Origin of the sequence: Aurantiacibacter gilvus (assembly GCF_038289935.1) — a bacterium.
In the GTDB taxonomy this organism is placed as follows: Bacteria; Pseudomonadota; Alphaproteobacteria; order Sphingomonadales; family Sphingomonadaceae; genus Alteraurantiacibacter; species Alteraurantiacibacter gilvus.
The window spans coordinates 1-25,346 of record NZ_JBBYHV010000001.1 but is presented as its reverse complement, the minus strand read 5'-3'; the positions used below and the strand labels follow the sequence as shown (position 1 = coordinate 25,346).

The following is a 25,346-nucleotide window of genomic DNA, read 5'->3' as shown; positions in this document are numbered from 1 at the left end:
TCCTACGCCAAGGGTGCGGGGGAGCAAGCGAAAGCGGCAGACTGCGCCAGCCCGCTCCCCAAGGCGTCAGTCGGCGGTCGCCACCTCTACAGAGCGCAGGCGCATGGAGGCCGGCAGGTTGGGGATGCCGTTATAGAGCTGGGCCAGCCATTCGGCATCGACCGGCCCAAGGCTTTCGGGCGCGGTATCGTCACCCTCGAACAGGCGCAGCATGGAGCCGGGGTTGTCCTCGGCACCGTCAGGGAACTCGGTTGCCAGCGCCTGCAGCGTGGCGAAGTCGGCCAGTTGCCGCAGGGTCAGCCCTTCGACCGCCGCGCTGTCGATCAGCACCAGGGCATAGGTGATGTCGTGGCGGACGGGGCGATAGATACGGCTGTGGGCTTGCCACATGCCAGCCTCGGGCGGCTGGGTGAGGTTCTCGCGGCTGCCAACCCGGATACCGTCCCGCGTGCGCGCGGCCACCTGGTGCCACACGCGGTAGGGTGCATCGCCGGCAACCAGCTCCTCGCGATCGGGACGATCCATATCCGCGAACAGGTAGGAACGCCGCTGCATCAACTCCTGCAGGTAACCGCGCCCGTCGTCGACAAAGGCGATGACCAGGTTGGGTTCGCAGCCTTCCTCTTCCGAACCGGCGAGGCGCAGACCGAACATCTCGACGTTATCGCGCAGGTGCGCGACCATCAGCTCGGCATATTCGCGCTCCATGCCCAGCACGCCGGGACAGATGCGATCTTCGAACCGCGGCAGCGGCTCTTCCATGATGCCGTCGGCCTGGACTGGGGTGGCGACAGCAAGCGCCGAAAGCACGGCAGCGGCGGTCAATTTGCGAACCTGATCGAGCATGGCAGCGACTCCTCTGTCTTTGCTTATAGCACTTATTCGTTGGCAGTGCTCTGGCTGGCTGACTCCCGGGCCGATTCCTCGGCCATCAGTCGCAACTGCCGCGTGGTGCCGCCCACGCGGCGGAAGCCCGGGAGATTGGGAATGTCGTCGTACAGCGAGCGCAGATAGGCACGGTCGAACTCGGTAAGCCCCAGCGGCGGGCTTTCCGCATCGAACAGGGTCAGGATCGAATCCATCACCGGGTCTTCGGGCGGACGCGTCTGGGCCAGACCGCGGATCGTGGCATAGTCTGCCAGCTGGCGCAGCGACATGCCCTGCACCGCGTCCCGGTCGAAGGACAGCATGACCGAGACAATGTCGTTGCGGGTGGCGGTGTAGATGCGCGTGTGCGCGGCATGGACGCCCATCCGCGGCGGGTTCATCAGGTCGCGAACCTGCGCAATCGGCATGCCGGTCAGCGTGCGCGGCTGGACGCTGGTCCAGACATGCACGGGGCCGGGCTCGAGGATATCGTTTTTCTCGCCGCTATTGAGGTATTGGAAGTTCTGCGGTTCGTCCCGCATCATGCGCCGGAACATCGCCTCTCCGTCATCGACGAAAGCGACAACGAAATTCGGCTCGCAATCGTCGTCCAGCAGGCGAATTCCCAGTTCTTCGGCATTGGCGCGCAGACGTGCATTGAACGAGTAGGCGAACTCTCCCGAGAGCCCGACGACTCCGGGGCACAGCCGGTCCTCAAACCGGGCAAGCGGGCTGTCGAGCAAATTGCCCTGCCGCACGACGATATCACGCACCTGCCGCTGCACCTGAACGACCGAGATATCTTCGTTGTTGCCGGTGACGACAATTTCGTTGCCCTCCTCGTCCCAAGCAGACGGCACCTCCTGCTGCGCGACCAGCGGCGCGGGCAAAGACAACGCCGCTGCAGCGGCGACAAGAGTGAATCGGGCGGACAAAGTCATCTTGCGCGGCAGGATAAGCCGTCATAAGGGCCGCGCAATACCGTAAATGGTCACAAATCGTCGCGATATGGCCAGTGCCATTTGACTGCCTTGCCGCGCGATGCGAAGGGCGGCGCAAAGATCGACAAAGTTAAGCTGGAGAGTCCCATGACCAAGCACGTTCTCGAAAAGCTCGCCGAGACCAATCCCGAATGCGAGATCTGGTGGGACAGCTCGCCGCTGATCTACCCCAGCTGGAAGGCGGAAACGCTCGAATCCGCGCCGGAAGGCAAGCTGGCCGACTGGACCGCGCAACTGACGCGTTTCTACGACAATGCGACGATCAAGGACAGCGGGGACATGGGTTTCCGCGGCGTCACCACCAATCCGCCGCTCAGCCTGCAGGCTATCGAACTAGAGCCCGAGATGTGGCGTGCCGAAATCAAGTCCATCGCCAAGAAGAACCCCGGCCTCGACGTGGAAGGCGTCTACTGGCAGTCGTACCTGCACCTGGTGAAGCTCGGTGCAAGCGCGATCCGTCCGGCGTTCGAGAAGTCCGGCTACAAGTACGGCATGCTCTCGGGCCAGGTCGATCCGCGCTTCGTCAGCGACGGTGAGAAGATGCTGGAGCAGGGCCTGTCGATCGCCGAGATGGGCGACAACGTGATGGTGAAGATCCCCGGATCGAAAGAGGGTTATGAAGTCATCGAGGAACTGACCGCGCGCGGCATTTCCACCAACAACACCACCAGCTTTACCGTGGCGCAGTACACGCGCTGTCGCGCCGCCGTGTCGGCGGGCCTGCAGCGCGCCAAGGCAGCAGGCGTGGACCTGTCCAAGTGGCGCAGCGTGATCACCCACATGTCCAGCCGCCTTGGCGAAAAGGGTGACTGGCAAGCCCAGGCCAAGCTGCGCGGAATCGATCTGTCGCTGGACGAAATCCGTGACGGCGAAGAGGCGGTGCTCAAGCGCGCCTATTGGGATGGCCACAACAACGGTCACCCGTCCAAGATGCTGCAATGCTCGATGCGGGTGGAGAAGGACCAGTACGGCAACACCGTGTCGCGCCATATCTCGGACTTCGCCGGTTCGGACATGGTCTACACCTGCCCGCCCAGCTACATCAAACAGCTAATGGACGTGGAAGACGAGCTGGACGCCTTCGACCCCAAGGCAATCGAGCGCGAAGCCAACCCGGCCAGCATCGAAAAGCTGATGCAACTGCCCGCCTTCCGCCAGGCCTACGAATTCGAAGGCATGAAGCCGCACGAGTTCAGCCAGTTCGGCGCGTTCCAGGCCACCGCGACCGAATTTGCCGCTGCCACGCGCAAGACGGTCGATTTCGTACGCTCGGTGATCGAAGGCTAAGCTTCAGGCACCCGCGATCCATTCGCGGGTGCCGTAGTAGCGACAGCTTTCCGCAGCGACGGCGCTGGCCTGTTCCAGCGCCTGCGCCACGCCCTCACCCCGCGCGAGGTAGTGGCAAAATGCGCCGTGGAAGATATCGCCCGCGCCCAGTGTATCGACCGTGTCGACTTGCGGCGGGGTGATCGTGCCGCGCTGCTTGCCGTCGCTCCATTCAAGTGGCTGCGGTCCGCGCGTAATGGCGGCCACCTTGGGGCCGAGCGCGAGGACGGCATCGAGGATGTCCGTTTCGCCTTGCTCCGGCGGATGAAAACGTTCCGAGACAACCGCGTGATCGACATGGCCGATCAGCTCGCCCGTCCACGGCTTCCATGATCCACCGTCGAGCACCACGGCAATGCCCTGCTCGCGGGCAGTCTTGGCCACCGGCACCGCAACTTCCGGCATGAAACCGTCGCAATAGACCACGCTGATGCCGTCCAGCATGTCGTCGGGCAAGGCCCGCGCCACAGTCTGCTCCGGCTGCTGGTCGATGATCGTACGCGTCCCGTCGTTCGGCACCACGATGATGCTCGATACGGGCAGCACTTCGGCCTGCTTGTCGGCAAAGTCCTCCACTCGCACGTCGTAGAGCGCCAGCTCGCCGCGCACGGCATCGGCAAAGCTGCCCCGGCCCAGCATGGTGACCAGTCGCACCTCGCTGCCCAGCGCCCGCGCCGTCACCGCGCCGTTGAGCGCCGATCCGCCCGCCCCCGCCCAGAAATGGGTTGCCGAGAGCTTGCTGTCCTCGACAGGATAAACAGGACACGAATAGCCGAGGTCGAACGTCGCGCGGCCGATGCAGAGGATGGTCACGCGCCAGGCCTCATGCCGGGTTGGCCGCGACCCAGTCGTCGCGCAGCTTGAACTTCTGGATCTTGCCCGACCCGGTCAACGGCCAGGCCTCGACCTGCTGCCAGTGCGCAGGGCACTTCTGCGGACTGATCTGCGAACGGCAATGGGAACGTAGCGCCTCCGGATCGAATTCCGCGCCGTCTTCCAGGCGGACATAGGCCGCCACGGCCTCACCCAGCACATCGTCCGGCACGCCGACCACGGCGCATTCGGCGACATCGGGATGTTCGAGCAGGACGTTCTCGATCTCCGCCGGGAACAGGTTCTCGCCGCCGCGGATGATCATGTCCTTCACGCGGCCGGTGATCTTCACATATCCGCGCTCGTCCATGGTAGCGAGGTCACCCGTGTGCAGCCAGCCCTGCGCATCCACGGCCTCTGCCGTGGCCTCCGGATTGTCGTTGTAGCCGAGCATGGTCGATGCGGAGCGCGAGAAAAGTTCGCCGACGACGCCGCAATCGACAATCTCGTTCGTCACCGGATCGAAAATCCCGACCTCGCAGCCCAGTGCCGGCTGGCCGACGGTGGTGATGATATCCTCGAAGGCATCGTCCGGCCTGCCGCTGGTGATCAGCGGGCTGCTTTCGGTCTGGCCGTAGGCGACCAGCACGCTGCAGCCGAGCACGCCTTGCACCGCGCGCGCCAGTTCGGGCGCGACCATGGCGCCGCCGATGCCCATGCGTTGCAGCGAGGAAAGGTCGCGCTGCTGCGCCTTCTGCGCGGCCACCATGGCAACGGCCATGGTCGGGACACAGATGGTCCAGCTGACCTTTTCGGCGGCGATCAGGTCGAGCGCGGCATTCGGATCGAAGGCCAGCAGCGGGCAATAGGCCCCGCCCGATTGCAGCGCGCCCAGTACGCCCATCGAACAGCCCATGGTGTGGAACAGCGGCGTCAGCCCCAGCGTACCGAGGCCGCGCGGCAAGTCGCCCACCTCGATGAACAGCCGGGCATTGTTGGTGAGGTTGCGGTGCGACAGCACCACGCCCTTGGGGAAGCCGGTGGTGCCGCTGGTGTACTGGATCTGCGCCGGATCGTTGGTGTCAACTTCGGGCAAGGTGCCGGCGGGATCGGTAAACAGCGCCGCCGGGTCCTGCAGGTCGATCACCTCGCGCAGGGCGGGCAGGCCTTCCGCTGCCTCGGCAGCGATGGCGGCCATGGGATTGCCGCGGAACTCCTTGACCAGGAACAGCGCGACCGAGGTGCTCTGTTCGATCACATAGGCCAGCTCGCGCTTCTGGTAGGACGGGTTCACCGTCACCAGCGTCAGGCCGGCAAGGGCAGCGGCATATTCGACCAGCACCCATTCGGGCACGTTGGGCGCCCAGACCGCGATCCGCTCGCCCGGCTGGAAGCGGGTGGCAAAGCCCTTGGCCATGCGTTCGGCGTCAGCCAGCAACTGGGCATAGGTCCAGCGGCGACCGACAGTGCCATCGGGCAGGCCTTCGAGCAGGGCATCGCTGTCACCGATGGCGGCAGCCTGTTCGCGAAGCAGTCCGCCAATCGTGCTGTCGAGGATTTCTACGTCGGCGAACCAGTCGCACAGGGCCTTGTCGAGGCGCCTTTCGGCCATGTCTCTCTCCTGCATGGCCGATCGCTGCGCCGGCCTTAGATCAAGTCTGTTCGGCCCAGTATAGACGGTTCGGGTTCGCGACCAAGAGCTTGGTTTGCAATTCCGGCGTCGGCGCGATGCGCGGGATCATGTCGACCACGTGGCCATCGTCGGGCACCTCGTCCTGCATGTTGGGGTGCGGCCAGTCGGTGCCCCAGATGCAGCGGTCCGGATAGTCGGCCACCAGCGGGGCCACGGCCTTGGCGAAGTTGTCCCACGGATCGCCCATGCCGCCTTCCTTCCTGGCGTCGAGCCGGTCCGGGCAGGTGGGCTTGAACCAGATATCATCACGGCTTTCGAGAAGACTGCGGAAGGCGCGCATGTCAGGGCCGTCCGGCCCTTGCGTCACGTCGGGGCGACCCATGTGATCGACCACCAGCGGCACCGGAATAGCCTCCATGAAGGGGCGCATTTCTTCAAGGATGTCGGCCTCGAAATAGATCACCACGTGCCAGCCCTTGGGCAGGCGCTGCGCGACCTCGAGGAACTTGTCCTTGGGCGCATTGTCGACCAGCCGCTTGAGGAAGTTGAAGCGGATGCCGCGAATGCCACCTTCGTGCAGCTTGGCCAGCTCGTCCTCGCTGATCGCCGGGTCGACCACGGCCACGCCGCGCGCCTTGCCATTGGACTTGGCAATCGCATCCAGCGTGGCGGCGTTGTCGGTGCCGTGGCAGCTGGCCTGTACGATCACGTTCTTTTCGAAGCCGAGGTGGTCGCGCAGGGCGAACAGCATGTCCGGCCCGGCGTCTTCGGGCAGGTACTTGGCCTTGGGGCTGAAGGGGAACTGCGCCATTGGCCCGAACACGTGGCAGTGCGCATCCACCGCGCCCGCCGGCGGGGTGTAGCCGGGCTTGCTCGGATTCGGGTGCCAGGAGGTAATCCGGTCAGACATAGACAATTCCGTCCATCAACTTTCGTGCAGTGCGCAGCAGCGCCGCGCTTTCGACTTCGCCATTGGCATCGACCTTCATCACGCAGGTCATCTCGCCAGAGGGGTGTTCGATAGAGAGCGACTTGGTGGTGCCTTCGGGCACGTCCGCCACTTCGGCAGCGGGCGAGCCTTCGACAAGGCAGGCCGTCGCCGCCGTCACCGCGCCGAGCACGCCGATGGAGGCGTGGGCGCGCTTGGGGATGAAAACGCGGGTGGTCACGGCCCCGCCGTTCTTCGGCGGCGCGACCAGCGTCATCTTGGGGACGGACTTTTCCGTCACGTCGCCGAGGTTCATCAGCGGCCCCGCCGCAAGCCTTATGGCTTCGATCTTTGCGCGGATCGGGGCGAAGGCATCGCTTTCCAGTTCCTCGCGCGTCTCGTAGCCGGTGGCGCCGACGTCCTCGGCCTTGAACACGATGCAGGGCATGCCGTTGTCGATCAGCGTGCAGCGCACGCCCTCGATCTCGTCAAAGGCATTGCCCGTGGGCAGCAGCGCCCCGCAGCTGGAACCGGCGGTGTCGCGGAACTCGATCGGGATCGGCGCATGGGTGCCCGGCACCCCGTCGATCTTGGCCTCGCCCCAGTAATTCACCGCCCGCTTGCCGATCTCGTCGGCAGGCGTCTCGATGGAGGCAACGGCGATCTGGCCGGTGTTCTCCATGTAGATGGTGACCTGGGTGACATCGCCCGCCGGCTGCACCAGCCCGCGCTCGATGGCGAAGGGGCCGACCCCGGCCAGGATATTGCCGCAGTTCTGCGCATCGGTGACGATGGCCTGGTCGACGAAGACCTGCAGGAACAGGTAGTCGACATCGACCCCGGGCCGCTCGCTCTTCTTCACCACGGCAACCTTGCTGGTCAGCGGGTCCGCCCCGCCCATGCCGTCGATCTGGCGCGGATCGGGCGAGCCCATCACGCCCAGCAGGAACTCGGCGCGTTCGGCCTCTTCCGCAGGGATTTCCGAGGCGAGGAAATAGCCGCCTTTCGACGTGCCCCCGCGCATCCACATGACTGGTGCCTGGTTCATAGGTCTAGGTCCTCCTCAGACCCACTTCAGCCCCATGTCGGTCAGCTTCTGGCGGAAGCCGTACATGTCGAGGCCAAGCACGCCGTCGGCCAGCTTCTGGCGCTTCTCTTCCTCGTTGGCTTCGCGGGCCTGGGCCTTCTTCAGGACCTCTTCGGCTTCCTCGCGGCGGACCACGCAGACGCCGTCGTCGTCGGCAACAATGATGTCGCCCGGACGGATGAAGGCGTTGGCGCAGACCACGTCGACGTTCACGCTGCCGAGGCTGGCCTTGATCGTACCTTGCGCGAAAATGCGCTTGGCCCAGACGGGGAAGTCCATTTCGGTAAGGTCGCGCACGTCGCGGATGCCGGCGTCGATGATCAGGCCCTTCACCCCGCGCGCCTGCGCCGAAGTGGCGAGCAGGTCGCCGAAGTAACCGTCTTCGCAGGGGCTGGTCGGCGCGATCACCAGGATATCGCCAGCCTGGCACTGCTCGATCGCGGCATGGACCATGTAGTTGTCACCCGGGGGCACGGAGATGGTCACGGCCGAAGCACCCACGCGCGCACCGGCGTAGATCGGGCGCATGTAGCTGGCGAGCAGCCCCTTGCGGCCCTGCGCCTCGTGCACGGTGGCGACACCGCACTTGCCGAGCGCCTCCACGACTTCCGGATCAGCACGTTCGATGTTCTGGACGACGACACCCATGATGGTGATTCTCCCTTTTGGATCTGCTTGGCGGGCGCGTGCACCGCCGTGCCACCTCGCGTCAAGCGCGACATGGGAGGCGTGCAGCAAACTTGTATGCAACACATACAATTGTTAGGGGCCATCGTCGAGAGAGATGGCCGTGACAGAATCGCAAAGTTCCTGCCCGAAATTGGCACTAATCGGCTTCGGTGAAGCCGGGGAGACCTTTGCGCGTGCAGCCGGGTGGAACGGCCATGCCAAGGGTTGGGACCTGCTGCCTGCCCGCCGCGACCTGATGCGGGCTTGCGGGGTCGACGTTGCAACCGACGCGGCCGATGCCCTTGCCGATGCGCAATGCACGCTCAGCCTGGTTACGGCAGACGCCGCACTCCAGGCCGCACGCGATTATGCGCCGCTACTTGGTGAAGGACAGTTCTGGCTCGACATGAATTCGGTCGCCCCGCAGACCAAGCGCGCGGCGGCAGAAGCGATCACCGCCGTGGGTGGGCGCTATGTCGACGTCGCTGTCATGGCCCCGGTCGACAAGGGTCTCGCGGTACCGCTGCTGGTAGCCGGGCCGGAAGCGGAGGAGGCAGCAGCGCTGCTCACCGCCATGGCCTTTACCAATGTGCGCGTCGTGGGTGACGAGGTCGGCCGCGCCAGCGCGATCAAGCTGTGCCGCTCGGTCATGGTGAAAGGCCTCGAAGCGCTCACTGCCGAAATGGTTCTGGCAGCCAGCGAGGCGGGCGTGCTCGACGAAGTGCTCGCCAGCCTCGACGCCAGCGAAAAGCAGCAAAGCTGGTTCGAGCGCGCCGACTACAATTTCGACCGGATGATGATCCACGGCCAGCGCCGCGCGGCGGAAATGGCAGAGGCCTGCGCCATGCTGGAAGACCTCGGCATTGCCCCGCTGATGAGCGAACAGACCGTCGTCCGCCAAAGGCAGCTGGGAGCACTGGAACTTGCTCCCCCACCTGCCACACTATCTGCTAAGCTGGACGCTATCCGGGCGACTCCGGCAGACAAGGGAGAGAATTAAGCGATGAGCCTGATCATCGATTGTCACGGTCACTACACTGTCCTGCCCAAGGGCCACGATGCCTGGCGCGAGGAGCAGAAGGCTGCCTACAAGAATGGCACCGAGTGCCCGCCCTATCCGGAAATTTCGGACGACGAGATCCGCGAGACGATCGAGGCAAACCAGCTCAAGCTGATCAAGGAACGCGGCGCGGACTTCACCATCTTCAGCCCCCGCGCTTCGGCCATGGCCCCGCACGTAGGCGACCAGGCGGTGGCCAGCGAATGGGCGCGCCGCTGCAACGACCTGATCTACCGCGTCACCCAGCTGTTTCCCGACACCTTCATCGGCGGCTGCATGCTGCCGCAGAGCCCGAAGTCGGACCTGACCGAAAGCGTCAAGGAACTGCGCCGCTGCGTCGAGGAACTGAACTTCGTCGTCTGCAACCTCAACCCCGATCCGGGCGGCGGGCACTTCACCCATCCGCCGCTGACCGACGAGTACTGGTTCCCCATCTACGAAGCGATGGAAGAGCTGGAAGTGCCCGGCATGATCCACGTCTCGGGCAGCTGCAACCCGGCCATGCACGCCACCGGCGGCTATTACCTGGCGGCCGACACCGTCGCCTTCATGCAGCTGCTGCAGGGCGACCTGTTCAGCCGCTTTCCCAAGCTCAAGCTGATCATCCCGCACGGCGGCGGCGCGGTGCCCTATCACTGGGGCCGCTATCGCGGTCTGGCCGACATGCTCAAGCAGCCCAGCCTCGACGAACTGCTGATGAACAACGTGTTCTTCGACACCTGCGTCTACCACCAGCCGGGCATCAACCTGCTGGCCGACGTGATCGAGAACAAGAACATCCTGTTCGGCAGCGAGATGGTCGGCGCCGTGCGCGGCATCGACCCGACCACCGGCCACTATTTCGACGATACCAAGCGCTATATCGACGCGCTCGACATTTCCGCCGAAGAGAAGCACGCCATCTTCGAAGGCAATGCGCGCAAGGTGTACCCGCGCCTCGACAAGATCCTGAAGGGAAAGGGCCTTTGAGTTCGACCGCAACCTGTCTCGCCAAGTGCGAAAAGCCGGAGCGCTACATCCAGCAGCTGGTGAAGCACTGGGGTCACAAGATGGCGACCTCCTATGACGAGGGCGACGGCATGGGGCTGTTTCCCTTCGACGAGCACACCAATGCCGTGATGACCGCGCATCACGACGGCATCGGCATCACCCTGACCACCGCCGATGCCGAGAGGAACGAGCACATGCGCGGTGTCATCGAACGCCACATCGACCGTTTCGCCTTTCGCGAGGCACCGCTGACCTACGAATGGAAAGACCCCAAGGAATCCGAACAATGACTGAAAAGAAGAAAGAGCGGATCAACATCCACGAATACCTCGCCGAGTTCGAGGACATTCCCGGCACCCGCGTGTTCACCGCCCAGCGCGCCCGCAAGGGCTACTGGCTGAACCAGTTCGCCATGAGCCTGATGAAGGCCGAGAACCGCGAACGCTTCAAGGCGGACGAGAAGGCCTACCTCGACGAGTGGGACCTCACCGACGCTGCCAAACAGGCCGTACTCGACCGCGACTACAACGCGATGATCGATGAAGGCGGCAACGTCTATTACCTCAGCAAGCTGTTCTCCACCGACGGCAAGAGCTTCCAGTTCGCGGCCGGTTCGATGACCGGCATGACGCAGGAAGAATATGCCCAGATGATGATCAACGGCGGCCGCTCGCCCGAAGGCGTCCGCTCGAAGAAGGGAGGCTATTGATATGGCCCGCGTAACTACCGGTATCACCTCCAGCCACATCCCCGCGCTCGGCGCGGCGATCCAGACCGGCAAGACCGGCGACGACTACTGGGGCCCCGTGTTTGACGGCTACAAGGCGATCAAGGACTGGATCGCCAAGCCGGAAAATACCCCCGACGTCGTCGTGCTGGTCTACAACGACCACGCATCCGCCTTCGACATGAACTGCATCCCGACCTTCGCGATCGGCTGCGGCGAAGTGTTCAAGCCGGCTGACGAAGGCTGGGGCCCGCGCCCCGTGCCCGACGTGATCGGCCACCCGGACCTGGCCTGGCACATTGCCCAGAGCCTGATCCTCGACGACTTCGACATGTGCATCTTCAACAAGATGGACGTCGACCACGGCTGCACCATCCCGCTGTCGATGATGTTCGGCGAGCCGGAAGAATGGCCGTGCAAGGTCATCCCGCTGCCGGTGAACGTCGTCACCTACCCGCCGCCTTCGGGCGCGCGTTGCTTCGCGCTGGGTGACAGCATCAAGGCCGCCATCGAGAGCTTCCCCGAAGATCTCAACGTCCACGTCTGGGGCACCGGCGGCATGAGCCACCAGCTCCAGGGTCCGCGCGCCGGCCTGATCAACAAGGAATTCGACCTCGATTTCATCGAGCGCCTGATCAACGATCCCGAAGACCTCGCGAAGATGCCGCACATCGACTACCTGCGCGAAGCGGGCAGCGAAGGCATCGAGCTGGTCATGTGGCTGATCATGCGCGGTGCGCTGGGCGACAAGGTGAAGGAGCTTTACAACTTCTATCACATCCCCGCTTCGAACACGGCGCTGGGCGCGCTCATCCTGCAGCCGGAGGAAACCGCTGGCGAAGCGCTGAACCCCAAGCGCGTGCTGAGCGGGCACAGCCTCGAAGCTGCCGAGTAAGGTCCAGGGGGCGCCGCCGGAACGATCCGCCCGGAACAATCTGCTGGGGCGCCCCTTGTTTACATGTAACCACTTGCAACTCTCGAACGGGAGAACACCCCTATGAAAATCGCACTCGCCGGTGGCGGCGCATTCGGAGAAAAGCATCTCGACGGCCTGAAGAACATCGACGGCGTGGAAGTTACCGCGCTGGTCGGTCGCCGGCAGGAACCGACGCAGGCCATGGCCGACAAGTACGGCATCGGCTTTGCCACCACCGACTACGAAGCCATGCTCGAACGTGACGACGTCGACGCCGTCATCCTCTGCACGCCCACGCAGATGCACGCCGACCAGGCCATCAAGGCCATGGACGCCGGCAAGCACGTCGAAGTCGAGATCCCGCTGGCGGACAGCCTCGCCGATGCCGAGGCCGTGCTGGCCAAGCAGAAGGAAACGGGTCTCGTCTGCATGGCGGGCCACACCCGCCGCTTCAACCCGTCGCACCAGTACGTGAAGCAGCAGATCGACGCGGGCAAGTTCAACGTCCTGTCGATGGACGTGGAGACCTACTTCTTCCGCCGCGAGAACAAGAACGCCAAGGGCGAACCGCGCAGCTGGACCGACCACCTGCTATGGCACCACTCGGCACACACGATCGACATCTTCCAGTACATGACCGGCTCGAAGATCATCGCTGCCAACATCCTGCAGGGACCCAAGCACCCTGACCTCGGCATCGCCATGGACCAGTCGATCCAGATGAAGACCGAGAAGGGCCAGATCCTGACCCTGTCGCTGTCGTTCAACAACGAAGGACCTTTCGGCACCTTCTTCCGCTACATTGGCGACACCGCGACCTACCTGGCGCGTTACGACGACCTCTTCACCGGAGCGGACGAGCAGGTGGACCTGTCGGGTGTCGACGTACCGTCGAACAATGGCATCGAACTGCAGGACCGCGAATTCATTGCCGCGATCCGCGAAGGCCGCGAACCGAACAGCTCGGTCGCCGGTACCATCGAATGCTACCGCACCATCGGTGCGCTGGCCGCCAGCCTCGAAGAACAGGACGGCTGGTCCTAAGCCAAGCGACCCACAAAAAAGATCGGAGGGCGCGCCGGTGGCTAACTACCGGCGCGCCCTCTCTTTTTTGTCCCGAAGCAGAGTATAAACTGTTTGCATCCACGAACAAAGTTACCCTTTGGTGACAAGTTTTTGGCACTCATCTAAATCGCGCCGTGAAATAATCTGGAGAGGGGTAGTGAACCTCCAAGAACGGCTGGATCGGCTGGAGCGGTTTGGCGAAGAAATTCAACGCGAGGCCGCGGAGCGGACGTCCGGTTCAACTAATCGCATCTTGGCCTTGCGCGAAGACTTCAACGAAGAGTGCATCGCGACGGCACGGGCAATCTGCCTTGATCCCCACATTCGCATCAATCACGAAGTATTCGCCGCGATGCAGGGTGCGCTTGAGACGCTGCGTTCGCGCATGGTCTCGCACCAGATGCGCTGGAACGCCGACCGCATCGAGCAAAACCCCGGTGCCTATTTCGCTGCTTCACAGTCGGTGCAGGATCTGCTGCGCGACTTCGTTACCAACTCCCGCGTCTTCCTGCGCGACTGATTGTCGCACCGGCGCCGCAATGGCGGTTGCATGACCGGTGAAGGCTTGTGTAACCCCGCAGCCGAAAACGCCATTTCGCAACGCCTGGAGAAGTCCCATCGCCCTAGCCAAGAGAGCCATCGCCGGACGCAAGGTCCATCCCATCGGACTGGGCTGCATGAACCTGTCCTGGGCCTATGGCACGCCGCCCGCACATGACGAGAAGGTGAAGCTGCTCAACCGCGCGCTCGACATCGGCTATGACCATCTCGACACCGCCAACATCTATGGCGGCGGTGCGAACGAGGAGCTGCTGGCCGACGCCGTGATGCACCGCCGCAGCGAGTTCCTGCTCGCCAGCAAGTGCGGCATCGTGGTCGACGGGCCCAAGCGCGGAGTATCCTGTGCACCGGAGAGCATCGCCGACAACCTCGACAAGTCGCTGGCCCGGCTGAAGACCGACCACATCGACCTCTACTACATGCACCGCTTCGATCCGAAGGTGCCGATTGCCGACAGCGTCGGCGCCATGGTGCGGGCAATGGAAGCGGGCAAGATCGGCGCCTACGGCGTCAGCGAATGGTCCGCCGCACACCTGCGCGAAGCCCATGCGATCCATCCCGTCGGCGCGGTCCAGCCCGAATATTCGCTGTGGACCCGCAACGTGGAACTGGGCGTGCTGCAGGCCTGCAAGGAACTGGGCATCCCGCTGGTCGCCTTCTCCAGCACCGGTCGTGGTGCCTTTGGCGGCGTGCTGCGCGATCCCGCCACGCTGGAGGAAAAGGACCTGCGCACCAAGATGCCGCGCTTCAATGCAGAGAACTGGCCAAAGAACCTCAAGGTGATCGAGCAGTTCGAAGCCCTGGCGGCGGAGGTGGGTGTCGCACCCGCCCAGCTGGCCAACCGCTGGGTGCTGGAACAGGGCGACAACTGCCATGCCATCCCCGGCACCACCTCCATCGCACACATGGAAGAGAACTTCCACGCCGCGACGGTCGACGTGCCGGCAGACGCCATTGCGAAGGCCGGCGAGATCATCAACCATTCCACCGTCAGCGGGCACCGCTACCACGACGCCATCCGCCCGACGATCGACACCGAGGAATTCGAGGACGCGTAGATGGGTACGACGGGAGGGAGCATCCGGGCCGAGATCGGCTATTCCGAGCGCACGGAACGCGAGCCATTCTTCTACGCCAACGCGCACGAGAAGGACTTCGTCCCGCTCAAGCCCGCCGAGGTGGAGATCCACGACGCGCGCGGGTGCGATTGCTCGCTCGATGTCGAAGGCTTCACCCTGATCGAACACCGGACCGCGGTGGAGGACCTTACCGACCTCGAGGAAGTGGGCCGCGTTCATTCGGGCGAGGTAGCGGAGCTGCTCAAGTCAGTGACCGGAGCGGATCACGTGGCGATGACGCCCTTCGGCATCCTGCGCTTTTCCGAACGTGCAGGCGCGAACGACAGGCACGACAATTCGCACCCGGCACGCTTCGTTCATGTCGACATGGCGAAGGAAGCCGCCGCCGGGGCCCGGGCGAAGACGGCTCCGGAAGGTCGCGAAATCGTGCGCAGCGCGCAGTACAACGTCTGGCGCGTGCTCAGCGATCCGCCGCAGGACGTGCCGCTGGGCCTGTGCGACTATACCTCGCTGGCAGAGAGCGACCTGCTGCCCTGCCGCGCCATCTTCGATCCGCTCGACGGATCGCCAGAATGGGGCTTTCCCAACTACCTGCTGCAATACAACCCGGCGCACCGCTGGTTCTATTACAGCGAGATGCATCCGGGGGAGGCGCTGGTTTTCAAGGCCTCCGAAAGCGACCCGAACCGGGCCCAGATGATGCCGCACGGGGCATTCGACAATCCGCTGGCTCCCGAAGGTTCGCCGCCGCGGATCAGCCTGGAGATGCGCGGCACCGCCTACTGGTTCGCGTGAAACCGCTTACATTATCTGTCTGACAAGCTAACCTTTCTCCAAATTCGACTTGGGGAGAGACCACATGCACAAGACAGTTCCGGCCATCCTTGCCACCCTCGCCCTCGGCCTTGCCGTGCCCGCCACTGCGCAGGACGATGCGCCGGAGGAAAGCTTCGAGGATATGATGGCGCGGGTGAACCTGATTCCGGACACAACGGGCGACGGCCCCTTCCCCTCCATGATCGAGACGGTCGAGGCCCTGCCCGAGCACGTGGTCTACCGCCCGCAGGACCTTGCCGCCGTTGGCCCGAACGGGCTCGGCGTCTTCGTATGGGGCAACGGCGGCTGCGCGGCAGACGGCACCAGCAGCCGCTTCCACCTCTCGCAAATCGCCTCCTACGGCTACCTCGTAATCGCGCCGGGACGCTGGCGGAGCGGCCCGAACCGACTTGAGGATCCCGCCCCCCCGCGCGCCATGGATGCCGACGGGAATTTCCCGCCCTCGCCCACCAATGCCGGCCAGCTGATCGAAGCGCTCGATTGGGCGCTGGCGCAGAACAGCGATCCCGACAGCCCCTATTTCGGCCTGGTCGACGAGAACGCGCTGGCCGCCGGCGGCTTCTCTTGCGGCGGCGTGCAGGCGCTGACTGTGGCGGGCGATCCGCGGCTGGACACGATCGTGGTGCAGAACTCCGGCCTGCTGCCCGATGACGGGCCGCGCCTGGGCGGCATGGAACTGGGCAAGGACGGCCTCGATGACCTGCACACGCCGGTCATCTACCTCGACGGCGGGCCGACCGACATCGCCTATGAAAACGGCCTCGATGACTACAACCGCATCAGCCACGTCCCGGCCTTCTGGGTCAACACGCCGACCGGCCATGGCGGCACCTACCACCTGCCCATGGGCGGGCGAAACGCGATGATCGTGGTCGACTGGCTGGAATGGCAACTGCGCGGCGACATGGCGGCAGCACGCACCTTTGCCGGCGCGAACTGCCGCCTGTGTACCGATCCCGAAGCGACGATCGAATACAAGAACTGGCCGTAAGCGGGACTCGCCGGTCCGGTCGACCCGGGCCTATTGCCCCGCTTACTGGCCGGGCGAGTTTGCGATCTTCGCCGACACCGCTTCCTGCACCCGCGCCGCCAGCCGTTCGTCGGTGCGTGCGGCCACGGCGATGGCATTGTAGGTTTCGGGATCGAGCCCGTGCGACGTCACGATCGAGCGCGCTTCCGCCATCTTGGCGGCATCGTCCAGCTCGGCATTGGCGTTCACTTCGCGCAGCTGCAGCGAGGCCGCAGCGAACCCCGCGACCTGTTCGTCGGTGTAGGAAGGCGCTGCGACCTCAGTCGTGGCAGCCTCGTCCACAGGCGCAGGCGGTGTCGGGTAAGGTGGATCCTGCTCGGGCACGACCTGCGCCGAGACGATGGTCGCTGCCACCAGCAGGTAAGTTGCGGCGAGGGTATGGGAAATCTTCATGGCAGTGCTCCTTCCAACGGTTGCAATCATGCCCCGCCGGAAAGCTGCCCCCGCTGCTGCGGTTCTTGCAATCACCGTGCTGCCGGTCCGCCACCTGTTCGCGACAACCGGAGAAGGTCGTTGCTGGCGCACGACAAACCGTTGGATAACTTGCGAGAAATGCCAACGGGCCATCCCGCCAGACGTTCAACTGGTCGGGAGAACCACTGATTCGGCTGCGCCTGTCCGGTGTCAGCGGCTGCCCGAACAGCAAAGGGGGCGCCGCAAGGACGCCCCCTCCCCCCTGTCATCCGGAGCTGCTCACAGCATCCGCACGGTGATCTGCTCGCCGTTGTCTTCGGCGGTGAAGCTGTTGTCCTCGCCCAGTTCGCTGGTCGGCACGCCGCAGCTTTCCTCGCCATCGGCGGGCGTGGTGCAGCGCTGGTTGCCGTCCGCACGCCAGGTGGACCGCGTCGGATTCATGGCGAGATAGCTGACGCCATCGTCGGCCCATACGGCCAGCGCGGTTTCGCCGTCCGGCATGTCGATCCAGTAGGTGCCCGCCGCAATCATGTCGGCTTCGGTTTCCACGGGCGCATCGAGCCGCCGCATGGTCGCCGGATCCTCGTCGGGATTGTTCGGGTTGCGGGCAGTCCAGCTGCCATCTTCCTGCAGCGGACCGTATTCGATGCAGAAGTCGGTCGCGTCTTCCATCGAGTCCGGGAAGTCGATGCAGACCTGGTCTTCAGGTGCTGACCAGCGCACCGGCTCCGCCCCGGCGACAAGGTCGATCGGCCCGCCCCATTCGGTGCCGTCGTGCGCTGCGTAGCTCAGTGTTTGCGAACCATCAGCATAGGTAACGAGGTAAGGCCCGGTGCCTGCCGCAAGTTCGGCCAGAGGGTCTGCTGCCGCCGTTTCATCGGTCTCTGCCGACTCGCCACAAGCGGCCAAGGCCAGCAGCGGCAAGGCTGCCACAAACAACTGTTTTTTCATGCTTTCTCTCCCCCAATCCTCGCGACCCAAGAAGAATGAGGCGCGTGAAACGGGGAAGAGTCAATCCGGCGGGCGGAACCGCTTGTTATCAAATTCTATTCCTCTTCGGCGGGGGGTTCTGCCACGGGCTGTGCGACGTTGTAAGCTGAACGGATCATCCACGAGCCGCCGGAGGCCTTGGTCCACACCGTCTGGCTGTTCAGTCCGGTAGTCACCGGTTCGCCCGTTTCCGGATCACTGGTGGTGAATTCCACGTGGCTGGTGAGCACGGCCACGTCATCGGATTCCGACGCCCAACCGCCAGTGGGTTCGATAGTCAGCGCGAAGTTGGGGTCCATCAGCAGGGCGGCATATTCCTCGGCAATCGCTGCGCCGCCATCGAGCACGGTGCCATCGGGCCGCACGAGCTTGGCATCGTCGGCATAGAGCCGCGCGATGCCAACGACATCGCCGCTCTCGATCGACTGCAACTGCGACTGCTCCGTAAGGCGCACGGTTTCGACCACGGCCTCCGGATCGGCACCGCCGCTGCAGGCCGCAAGCAGGGCCAAAGGTGCTGCTGCGGCAAGGACAAGTTTCTTCATTGGGAATCCCCTCGTTGATTATGTCTGAGGAGGGGATAGCGGGCCGCGGGGAGCCGGCCCTTGATCTCGCGCAATTCCGAGAAAGTGGGGTCAGAGCTGTTGGAGTAGCGGTTTCCAGAAGGCCTTGGCACTGGCAACCTCGTCCGCGCTGGAGAGCTTGTCATGGTTCACCGCGACGGTCACCTTGCCGCCGGGCTTGTCCGAAAACATCACCGACACCTTCGACCCGTCGTCGAGATCGACGCGCCAGTAGCGCCACTTTTCGCTCTCGGTGAGGCGCGGCTCACCTTCCGCCACGGCGCCGGCATATTCGGCGCGCTCGGCATTGAGCGCCGCCCATGCATCGCGCGCCGAATCCATGGTTCCGGCAATGGTGCGGCTGGCATTGGCGGAAAATGTGCCGGTGCACGTCTGCCCGACCTCGCGCCGCCCGATCATGCGTTCGTAGCCGACGGTGACCATCTGGCTCCACCACGGCTTGACGCCTTCGCCCTTGAGCAACCTCGCGATGGCGGCATGGTCCATGTCCTCACCGCCCTTGGCGTCGAGGTAAGACTTCCACGCCGCCCAGTCGCGACCGGTGGCCTCGAGCACGCGTTCATCGGCCATTCCGGCGTCAGCCATCGTGACGTCCTCCGCCGTTCCAGCACCACTTCGCCGCGCGAATGATCGCGCCCAAGCCAACTGCGATCCAGCCATAAAGCATTGCGATAACGAACAGGCCTCCACCTGCAAGGCTGATGAGCCATATGCCGGCCAGCTCACCAAACGTCGCCAAGGCCGCCGCTAAGACCATCATGCCAACCACGCGCAGGACGTGCGGGTTGGTCCGGCTAACCACGCGCCTCCCGTTCCGATGGCGGACGGTAAAGGTCAAAGCTTCTCGGCGTAGAGCGCCAGCAGGGCGTCCCATGCGCGTTCGGCCTCGGCCTCGGCGTAAACCGGGCTGTCGAGCACGGTCCAGCCGTGGTCGCCGTCGTAGACTTCGACGTGGACGTCTGCTGCTGCCGCCTCACCGGCAGCGGCGAGCGCGTCCTTGTCGGTCGGGGCCTGGGCATCGTCGTTGCGGGCGATGGCAATCAGCGCACCGGCATCGGGGGCCATGCTACGGAGCAGGTTGACCGGCGCGTCCGGTCCCTCGCCGACGAGGCCGCCACCATGGAAGCTGGCGGCTGCCTTGACCCGGCTGGGCACGGCAGCGGCAGCGCGAATGGTCCAGCTGCCGGTCATGCAGTAGCCCTGGTTGCCGATGCCGCGCGACGTATCGACCGCGTCCTGCGCATCGAGCCAGGCGACCACGGCGCCAGCCGTCTCGGCGATCGCGGCAGGGGTATTGGCCTGCATCCACGGGCCGACCGTCTGGAACCCGCCACCTTCGCGCCAGGCATCGAAGTCCTCGAATTGCTGGCCGGAAACCGAGCGGTAGTAGGGATTGGCGACCAGCACGGCATAGCCGGCCTCGGCCAGTCGGCGACCCATCATGATCTTCGCGGGGCGCAGGCCCGCGATATCGGGCCAGAGGATCACTGCCGGATGCGAACCGCTGGCAGGATGGATGAACACGCCGTCGAAGGTGCCGCCGGTGGCGGGAAAGCTGACCGCAGTCTCGACCAGGCCGGAGGTGGCAGAGGCACTGCTATCCATAGGCGCACATGCCGCCACGGCACCTGCTGCACCCATGGCACCGAACTGCCGGCGCGTAACCTTCGGCATCGCCGCAACCTGATCCAACTCGCACATGATGAATGCTCCTCATTGTCCCGTTCGGGCACCAGGATAGCAGTCACCGGCAAAGCTGCAAACGCGCTTTAGGACCGTACTTTAACAGGGCCTGCCTTGGCCGGACTTGTCTCAGTCGAGCCTGTCTTCGTCGACCTTCGCCGGGCGTTGCCGCCTCCGTGCCGTTCTCGGCTTGCCCCAGATGGATTCGCGCACCCGGCGCCGCTTGCGCAGCCACAGCAGCAACAACAGCATCACGAACATTACGAGGAAAGCCATCAGGCTATAGGCAATCGTCTCGCGCACTTGGTAATCTCCGTGAAAAACCGTTTAGAATCACGGAGTTTGCCGCAATAAGCCGCCCGTAGCAGATTCCCTCAATCGACCAAGCTGTTTCGCCTGACAGCAATCACGTGAGATCGTCCATTTCGATCTTCAGCCCGGCCTCGGCGTCCTTGCCCGCCTTGCGTCGCAAGGCTTCGATATGGGCGCGGCCCTCGGGCACGGCTTCCACCGGCAAGGCAGCGATCTGCTTGGCGAACTCCTCGGTAAAGTCGATCGCATGTTCGGGGTGGGTAAGGATCAGCCCGTCCTGCCGGGTCATGCCGCGCAGGATCTTCGCGCCGACTTCGTAAGGATCCATGCCGAACTGCTCGAAAGCGGTGCCGAACTGTTCCAGCTCGCCTTCCCTGGGCGGCGCGAAACCGGCGTCGGCGAACTGCTCGGGCCGCTTGTGCGCCGAGGCCCAGGCATTGGTGCGGGTAAGCGCCGGACAGCACAGCGAACAACCGATCTTCTGCGGCGCGAGGTTGTAGCGCAGCGAATCGGTCAGCCCGCGCACGGCGAACTTGCTGGCGGTGTAGATGCCCGCCTGCGGCCCCGGCAGGAAGGCAGCCATCGACGCCACGTTGACGATGTGGCGGCGCCCGGTGCTGGCCTTGATATGCGGCATGAAGCTTTGCAGCCCGTTCACCACGCCGCCGAAGTTGACGCCCATGATCCAGTCGTAGTCGTCGTAGCTCGCCTCGTCGGTCGGGCCGAAGACGGAGACACCGGCATTGTTCACCAGCACGTGGACTTCGCCGAAGTGGCGGGCCACGTCCTGCGCCACCTGCGCGAAGGCCTCGCGATCAGTCACGTCCAGCTTGCAGAACAGCGGCTTTTCATAGCCCTTCTCGGCGAACCAGGCCTCGGTCGCGGCGCGGTCGTCCTCGTTGCGCCAGCTCAGCGCCAGCCGCATGCCGGCATCGGCAAAGGCCTGCGCCGTACCGAGGCCGATGCCCGTAACAGCGCCGGTGATGAAGGCGACGCGGCCTTCCCATTCCTCACGGTAGGCTGCCGGATCAATCGTCATTTCTTTCGCTCTCCCTGCCCAGATCGGGCTTCCCTTGATCGTATCGGTCGTTAGTATCGCACGCAATTCTATAAAGGGGAGAGTCGAAATGTCCGATACCGAAGCCCGCCTTGCGGCGCTCGAAAAGTCTGTCCACCGGCTGGAAGACGAAGCCGCCATTACCCGCCTGCAGATGGCCTATGGCTACTATATCGATTACAACCGCCCCGAAGAGGTCGCCGGCCTGTTCGCCGAAGATGGCGCCGTGGTGTTCCTGTCGGGCGAATATGTCGGCTACGAAGGCGTGATGCGCCTTTACGGCACCTGGTTCCAGAACCTGTTTACCCGCGGCCGCCGCGGTCCGGTGCACGGCCTGCTGCTCGATCACTTCCAGCTGCAGCCGGTGGTGACCGTCGCCGAAGACCGCCAGACCGCCAAGGGCCGCTTCCGCGGCATGCTGGCCGGCGGCTGGCACGACGAAGCCATGGACTGGAAGCCCGACGGCCCGCCGCAGCAGTTCTGGGAAGCCGGCATCTACGAGAACGACTACGTCCGCGAAAACGGCGTGTGGAAGATCAAGCGCCTCAATTACCTGATGCAGTGGCAGGGCGACTACGAGACCGGCTGGGCGCACACCACCGCGCACCTGCAGCCGGCGCTGGAGACCTACCCGACCAACCCGATCGGACCGGACCGCATCCTGCCGCCGGAAGACTATCGCACCACCTGGCCCAACCGCCACCCGGTGGAAATGAGCTTTGCCCACCCCGTGCTGGGGGAGGCCTTCAAGGTCGGCAAGTTCACCGACATGATGACCAAGGAAGAGTTCGAGGGCTGATCCGCCAAGGAGTCGAGAAATGGTCTCCGGAAAACTCGAGGATGGCAGCGAGAAGGGCCTGAAGGGGCACTTCAAGGAAGACTTCTCGCTGCGCACCCGCGTAGGCCTCGCGCCGCGCGCGGGACATGTCGATCGTGACGCGCCCTACCAGCGCATCGCCACCGAGGAGGCCTGGACCTTCCCCGCGCTGGTGAAGGCCCAGGTCGAATACCTCGAGAGCGGTGCGGCGCCGCACGACGACTCGCTCAGGATGGCGGGCCTGTTCGCGCAGATGCCCAGCTTGCAGGAAATGCTGCAGGACCTCGGCGACCTGCGCATCAGCCACATGGACGAATATGGCATCGACCGGCAGTTGCTGCTGCTGACCGCGCCTGGCGTGCAGGTGGTGAAGCCGGGTGACGGCACGGCGCTGGCCCGCGAAGCCAACGACATCGCTGCCGAGGCTTGCCGCAACCACCCGGACCGGTTTTCCGCTTGCGCCGCCTTCGACCCGCGCGACGTGGCGGGCAGCGTCAAGGAAATCGAGCGCGCCATGGGCGAGCTGAAGCTCAACGGCGCGGTGCTCAACTCGCACTTCCAGGGCCACTACCTCGACGAGCAGGACTACTGGCCGATCCTCGAGGCGCTCGAGGCAATGGACGCTGCGCTCTACATCCACCCGACCGCGCCATTCAACGCACCGCATTACGAGGAACGCGGCTTCTTCGGCGCGTTGGCGGGCTTCCCGCACGACGTCTGGCTGCACACCATGGGGCTGGTGCTGTCCGGCGCCTTCGACCGCTTCCCCAAGCTGCGCCTTGTCATCGGCCACATGGGCGAATGCCTGCCGCTGCACCTCTATCGCTTCGACTGGATGCAGGGGAATGCCGACGGCCGCAGCCACCTGCGCGGCGGCACGCAACCGAAGCTGCAGCACCCGATCAGCTATTACTTCAAGAACAACATCTGGATCACCACCAGCGGCGTGGGTTGGGAACCGGCGATCAAGTTCTGCCAGGACGTGTTGGGGCCGGACCGTGTGCTCTACGCGATGGATTACCCCTACCAGCAGAGCTACGACGAAGTCGCCGCCTATGACCGGATGGACATGGACGCCAAGACCAAGAAGATGCTGATGGAAGACAACGCCCGCAGCGTATTCCGCATCACCGGCTAGGCATTTCCAGCAATTTGGCCACCGCGGCAGGGTGGACCTGCCCGAGATGCGCATCTGCGCTCGGCGACGCGGTTGTCAGATCGCCGCCAGCGTCTCTGCAATCTCATCGAAGTTTTCGCGATCGTAATCGTTTCGTGCCATCAGCACCAGGTAGACCGGCGCGACCTTGGCATCGACCCGCACCAGCGCTTCCTTCTGCTTGTGCGCCCTGACATGGCTTTCCATGAACAGGCCTCCACCGCCCTCCTTGACGATCTGGTTCAGGTTCGATTCGAGGAACTGCGTGCCTTCCTCGATATTCTCCCTCCGCACGCCGGCCGCTTCCATCCAGTGGCGTGACCAGCTGTGCAGGCCTGGCGTGCCCGAAGGCAACAACCAGCGAACCGAGTTGACATCGAGCGGCTTGGCCAGAGGTTGTTTCGCCTCCTCCCCTGCGCACATGTAGAGGCTGCAGGCCTCGATCTGGATCACCCGGGTCAACAGGTTGGCGTCGTCGGGCACATTGGTGACATGCCGTAGCATGCAGCGCCCCTCGAGCTGGCTGACGAGGTCGTTCGCCTCCTGGTAATCGTCTGTCACGCGGAAAACGGGTTGCAGGTGGCCGTCCTTGGGAAACAGGTTCGCGAGCTGGTTGGAAATCCGGCTGACCAGGAACGGTCGCACCAGGATGACCGGGTGCAGCGTGCGGCTCTGCGCCTGCATCCAGCGGTCGAACCGTCGCTGTGTTTCGATCAGCTCGTGCGCCCGCGACATCATTTCGTGTCCGAACTCGGTCAATTCCGAAGACGCCCCGCGGCGACGCGTGAACAGCGGGCGACCCAATTGCTTCTCCAGCGCCTTGACCTGCTTGCTGGCGCCGGGCTGGCTTACGCCCAGCGAATCCGCCGCTTTTCCGATGCTACCCAGCCGTGCGGCGGCAAGGAAAACTTCCAGTTGGCGCAATGTCGGCACGGGATTCCCATAATTAGTTGGTTATGGGTTTGATAATCCCCCGGTCAATTGCTTGCAATAGACGCGAGCGAATAGGTAGCGCGCAACGACACGGTAACCGGTTTGCGGCAAACGTGATCGACGTCCTGGGGAGGAACAAATGAACAAGTCAATTATCATGCGGTCACTTTACAGCTTGCCTCTGGCCAGCTTGGCCATGGCCCTGCCGATGCAGGCCATGGCGCAGGATGAGTCGGCTGACGAGGAACAGCCGCGCAACGTCATCATCGTGACGGCGCAGTTCCGCGAGCAGGCCCTGCAGGATACGCCGCTGGCGATCACTGCGGTGACTGCAGAGGAACTGCAGGCCCGCAGCCAGACCGACCTTGCCACCATCGCCGACAGCGCGCCGAACGTGCAGATCCGTCCGCAGACGGCCGCCTTCGGTCCCTCGGTGACGGCCTCGATCCGCGGTATCGGCCAGAACGACTTCAACCCGGCCTACGAGCCCGGCGTCGGTATCTACATCGACGATATCTACTATCCGTCGCTGACCGGCGCGATCTTCGACACGCTCGACCTTGACCGCGTGGAGATCCTGCGCGGCCCGCAGGGCACGCTGTCGGGGCGTAACTCGATCGGTGGTGCGGTGAAGATGTATTCGCGCATGCCCAGCGGCGACACCGGCGGCTTCGTCGAGGCCGGCTATGGCAGCCGCGACCGTGTCACCCTGCGTGCTGCAGCCGAGTTCCCGCTGACCGATACGCTGTTCGCCCGCATCTCGGGCGTGTCGAAGCGCCAGGACGGCTATGTCGACCAGCTCGATTTCGGC

Annotated in this window: 30 protein-coding genes; 14 read left to right on the top strand and 16 right to left on the bottom strand. The window is 64.3% G+C overall.

The features are described from left to right. Positions 1–66 precede the first annotated feature (66 nt). Both AAEO60_RS00150 and AAEO60_RS00145 read right to left on the bottom strand, forming a co-directional pair. Positions 67–846, bottom strand: a complete 780-nt coding sequence (locus AAEO60_RS00150) for a hypothetical protein (RefSeq protein WP_341671614.1) — start codon at positions 844–846, stop codon at positions 67–69. A 32-nt stretch (positions 847–878) separates the two neighbouring features. Next, complete coding sequence (locus AAEO60_RS00145) at positions 879–1,808, bottom strand: hypothetical protein (protein ID WP_341671613.1); 930 nt, start codon at positions 1,806–1,808, stop codon at positions 879–881. Between the two features lie 147 nt (positions 1,809–1,955). Between AAEO60_RS00145 and AAEO60_RS00140 the strand changes: the two genes are divergently transcribed. After that, on the top strand, positions 1,956–3,155 hold the full coding sequence (locus tag AAEO60_RS00140; RefSeq protein WP_341671612.1) for a transaldolase family protein: 1,200 nt from the start codon (positions 1,956–1,958) through the stop codon (positions 3,153–3,155). Positions 3,156–3,158: 3 nt separating this feature from the next. On the opposite strand, the gene AAEO60_RS00135 is transcribed toward AAEO60_RS00140, so the two are convergent. Genes AAEO60_RS00135 through AAEO60_RS00115 form a run of 5 tightly spaced genes read right to left on the bottom strand, consistent with a single transcriptional unit; the run spans position 3,159 to position 8,306 of the window. After that, positions 3,159–4,007 (bottom strand): PfkB family carbohydrate kinase, encoded by an 849-nt coding sequence (locus AAEO60_RS00135; RefSeq protein WP_341671611.1) that lies wholly within the window; start codon positions 4,005–4,007, stop codon positions 3,159–3,161. A 10-nt stretch (positions 4,008–4,017) separates the two neighbouring features. Next, positions 4,018–5,619 carry an AMP-binding protein gene (locus AAEO60_RS00130; RefSeq protein WP_341671610.1) on the bottom strand — a complete coding sequence of 534 codons (1,602 nt, stop codon included), beginning with the start codon at positions 5,617–5,619 and terminating at the stop codon, positions 4,018–4,020. A 40-nt stretch (positions 5,620–5,659) separates the two neighbouring features. Next, complete coding sequence (locus tag AAEO60_RS00125) at positions 5,660–6,550, bottom strand: amidohydrolase family protein (RefSeq protein WP_341671609.1); 891 nt, start codon at positions 6,548–6,550, stop codon at positions 5,660–5,662. Beyond that, the gene (locus AAEO60_RS00120) at positions 6,543–7,616 is read right to left on the bottom strand and encodes a 4-oxalomesaconate tautomerase (protein ID WP_341671608.1); all 1,074 of its coding nucleotides are present in this window, start codon (positions 7,614–7,616) and stop codon (positions 6,543–6,545) included. The genes AAEO60_RS00125 and AAEO60_RS00120 overlap by 8 nt, the downstream gene beginning before the upstream one ends. Positions 7,617–7,631: 15 nt before the next feature. Next, positions 7,632–8,306, bottom strand: a complete 675-nt coding sequence (locus tag AAEO60_RS00115; protein WP_341673517.1) for a 4-carboxy-4-hydroxy-2-oxoadipate aldolase/oxaloacetate decarboxylase — start codon at positions 8,304–8,306, stop codon at positions 7,632–7,634. A gap of 133 nt (positions 8,307–8,439) precedes the next feature. Here AAEO60_RS00115 and AAEO60_RS00110 point away from each other — a divergent pair, with 133 nt between their 5' ends. From AAEO60_RS00110 to AAEO60_RS00065, 10 genes are all read left to right on the top strand, one after another. Further along, on the top strand, positions 8,440–9,324 hold the full coding sequence (locus AAEO60_RS00110; RefSeq protein WP_341671607.1) for an NAD(P)-dependent oxidoreductase: 885 nt from the start codon (positions 8,440–8,442) through the stop codon (positions 9,322–9,324). A gap of 3 nt (positions 9,325–9,327) precedes the next feature. Continuing rightward, positions 9,328–10,353, top strand: coding sequence for an amidohydrolase family protein (locus tag AAEO60_RS00105; RefSeq protein ID WP_341671606.1), 1,026 nt, complete (start codon positions 9,328–9,330; stop codon positions 10,351–10,353). Next, positions 10,350–10,664, top strand: coding sequence for a DUF2218 domain-containing protein (locus AAEO60_RS00100; RefSeq protein WP_341671605.1), 315 nt, complete (start codon positions 10,350–10,352; stop codon positions 10,662–10,664). Before AAEO60_RS00105 ends, AAEO60_RS00100 begins: the two co-directional genes overlap by 4 nt. Further along, complete coding sequence (gene ligA, locus AAEO60_RS00095; RefSeq protein WP_341671604.1) at positions 10,661–11,083, top strand: protocatechuate 4,5-dioxygenase subunit alpha; 423 nt, start codon at positions 10,661–10,663, stop codon at positions 11,081–11,083. The genes AAEO60_RS00100 and ligA overlap by 4 nt, the downstream gene beginning before the upstream one ends. Before the next feature lies 1 nt (position 11,084). Beyond that, positions 11,085–11,996: a class III extradiol dioxygenase subunit beta gene (locus AAEO60_RS00090; RefSeq protein ID WP_341671603.1), complete on the top strand. Its 912-nt coding sequence runs from the start codon at positions 11,085–11,087 to the stop codon at positions 11,994–11,996. Between the two features lie 102 nt (positions 11,997–12,098). Next, positions 12,099–13,061 (top strand): Gfo/Idh/MocA family oxidoreductase, encoded by a 963-nt coding sequence (locus AAEO60_RS00085; RefSeq protein ID WP_341671602.1) that lies wholly within the window; start codon positions 12,099–12,101, stop codon positions 13,059–13,061. A gap of 178 nt (positions 13,062–13,239) precedes the next feature. Further along, positions 13,240–13,602 (top strand): hypothetical protein, encoded by a 363-nt coding sequence (locus AAEO60_RS00080; RefSeq protein WP_341671601.1) that lies wholly within the window; start codon positions 13,240–13,242, stop codon positions 13,600–13,602. A 157-nt stretch (positions 13,603–13,759) separates the two neighbouring features. Next, entirely contained in the window at positions 13,760–14,701 is a 942-nt protein-coding gene (locus tag AAEO60_RS00075; protein WP_423970034.1) for an aldo/keto reductase, read from the top strand. After that, the gene (locus tag AAEO60_RS00070; protein WP_341671599.1) at positions 14,702–15,517 is read left to right on the top strand and encodes a CmcJ/NvfI family oxidoreductase; all 816 of its coding nucleotides are present in this window, start codon (positions 14,702–14,704) and stop codon (positions 15,515–15,517) included. 64 nt (positions 15,518–15,581) lie between these two features. Next, positions 15,582–16,550 (top strand): alpha/beta hydrolase, encoded by a 969-nt coding sequence (locus AAEO60_RS00065; protein WP_341671598.1) that lies wholly within the window; start codon positions 15,582–15,584, stop codon positions 16,548–16,550. Positions 16,551–16,592: 42 nt separating this feature from the next. Here AAEO60_RS00065 and AAEO60_RS00060 read toward each other — a convergent pair whose 3' ends face one another. From AAEO60_RS00060 to AAEO60_RS00025, 8 genes are all read right to left on the bottom strand, one after another. Continuing rightward, complete coding sequence (locus AAEO60_RS00060; RefSeq protein ID WP_341671597.1) at positions 16,593–16,982, bottom strand: DUF4168 domain-containing protein; 390 nt, start codon at positions 16,980–16,982, stop codon at positions 16,593–16,595. A 300-nt stretch (positions 16,983–17,282) separates the two neighbouring features. After that, positions 17,283–17,954: a hypothetical protein gene (locus AAEO60_RS00055; RefSeq protein WP_341671596.1), complete on the bottom strand. Its 672-nt coding sequence runs from the start codon at positions 17,952–17,954 to the stop codon at positions 17,283–17,285. Positions 17,955–18,049: 95 nt separating this feature from the next. Further along, on the bottom strand, positions 18,050–18,538 hold the full coding sequence (locus tag AAEO60_RS00050) for a YybH family protein (protein WP_341671595.1): 489 nt from the start codon (positions 18,536–18,538) through the stop codon (positions 18,050–18,052). 90 nt (positions 18,539–18,628) lie between these two features. Beyond that, the gene (locus AAEO60_RS00045; RefSeq protein WP_341671594.1) at positions 18,629–19,162 is read right to left on the bottom strand and encodes a hypothetical protein; all 534 of its coding nucleotides are present in this window, start codon (positions 19,160–19,162) and stop codon (positions 18,629–18,631) included. Then, positions 19,155–19,379, bottom strand: coding sequence for a hypothetical protein (locus AAEO60_RS00040; RefSeq protein ID WP_341671593.1), 225 nt, complete (start codon positions 19,377–19,379; stop codon positions 19,155–19,157). The genes AAEO60_RS00045 and AAEO60_RS00040 overlap by 8 nt, the downstream gene beginning before the upstream one ends. A 32-nt stretch (positions 19,380–19,411) precedes the next feature. Next, the gene (locus tag AAEO60_RS00035) at positions 19,412–20,278 is read right to left on the bottom strand and encodes a dienelactone hydrolase family protein (protein WP_341671592.1); all 867 of its coding nucleotides are present in this window, start codon (positions 20,276–20,278) and stop codon (positions 19,412–19,414) included. A gap of 111 nt (positions 20,279–20,389) precedes the next feature. Further along, complete coding sequence (locus AAEO60_RS00030) at positions 20,390–20,563, bottom strand: hypothetical protein (RefSeq protein ID WP_341671591.1); 174 nt, start codon at positions 20,561–20,563, stop codon at positions 20,390–20,392. 103 nt (positions 20,564–20,666) lie between these two features. Further along, positions 20,667–21,611, bottom strand: a complete 945-nt coding sequence (locus AAEO60_RS00025) for an SDR family NAD(P)-dependent oxidoreductase (protein ID WP_341671590.1) — start codon at positions 21,609–21,611, stop codon at positions 20,667–20,669. Positions 21,612–21,699: 88 nt separating this feature from the next. Here AAEO60_RS00025 and AAEO60_RS00020 point away from each other — a divergent pair, with 88 nt between their 5' ends. Together AAEO60_RS00020 and AAEO60_RS00015 are read left to right on the top strand one after the other, a co-directional pair. Next, entirely contained in the window at positions 21,700–22,428 is a 729-nt protein-coding gene (locus AAEO60_RS00020; RefSeq protein ID WP_341671589.1) for a nuclear transport factor 2 family protein, read from the top strand. Between the two features lie 19 nt (positions 22,429–22,447). After that, positions 22,448–23,584 (top strand): amidohydrolase family protein, encoded by a 1,137-nt coding sequence (locus AAEO60_RS00015; protein ID WP_341671588.1) that lies wholly within the window; start codon positions 22,448–22,450, stop codon positions 23,582–23,584. A gap of 75 nt (positions 23,585–23,659) precedes the next feature. Here AAEO60_RS00015 and AAEO60_RS00010 read toward each other — a convergent pair whose 3' ends face one another. Further along, complete coding sequence (locus AAEO60_RS00010; protein ID WP_341671587.1) at positions 23,660–24,535, bottom strand: LysR family transcriptional regulator; 876 nt, start codon at positions 24,533–24,535, stop codon at positions 23,660–23,662. Between the two features lie 139 nt (positions 24,536–24,674). Here AAEO60_RS00010 and AAEO60_RS00005 point away from each other — a divergent pair. Continuing rightward, positions 24,675–25,346 (top strand): TonB-dependent receptor (locus tag AAEO60_RS00005; protein WP_341671586.1); only part of this gene is annotated, 672 nt, incomplete at its 3' end.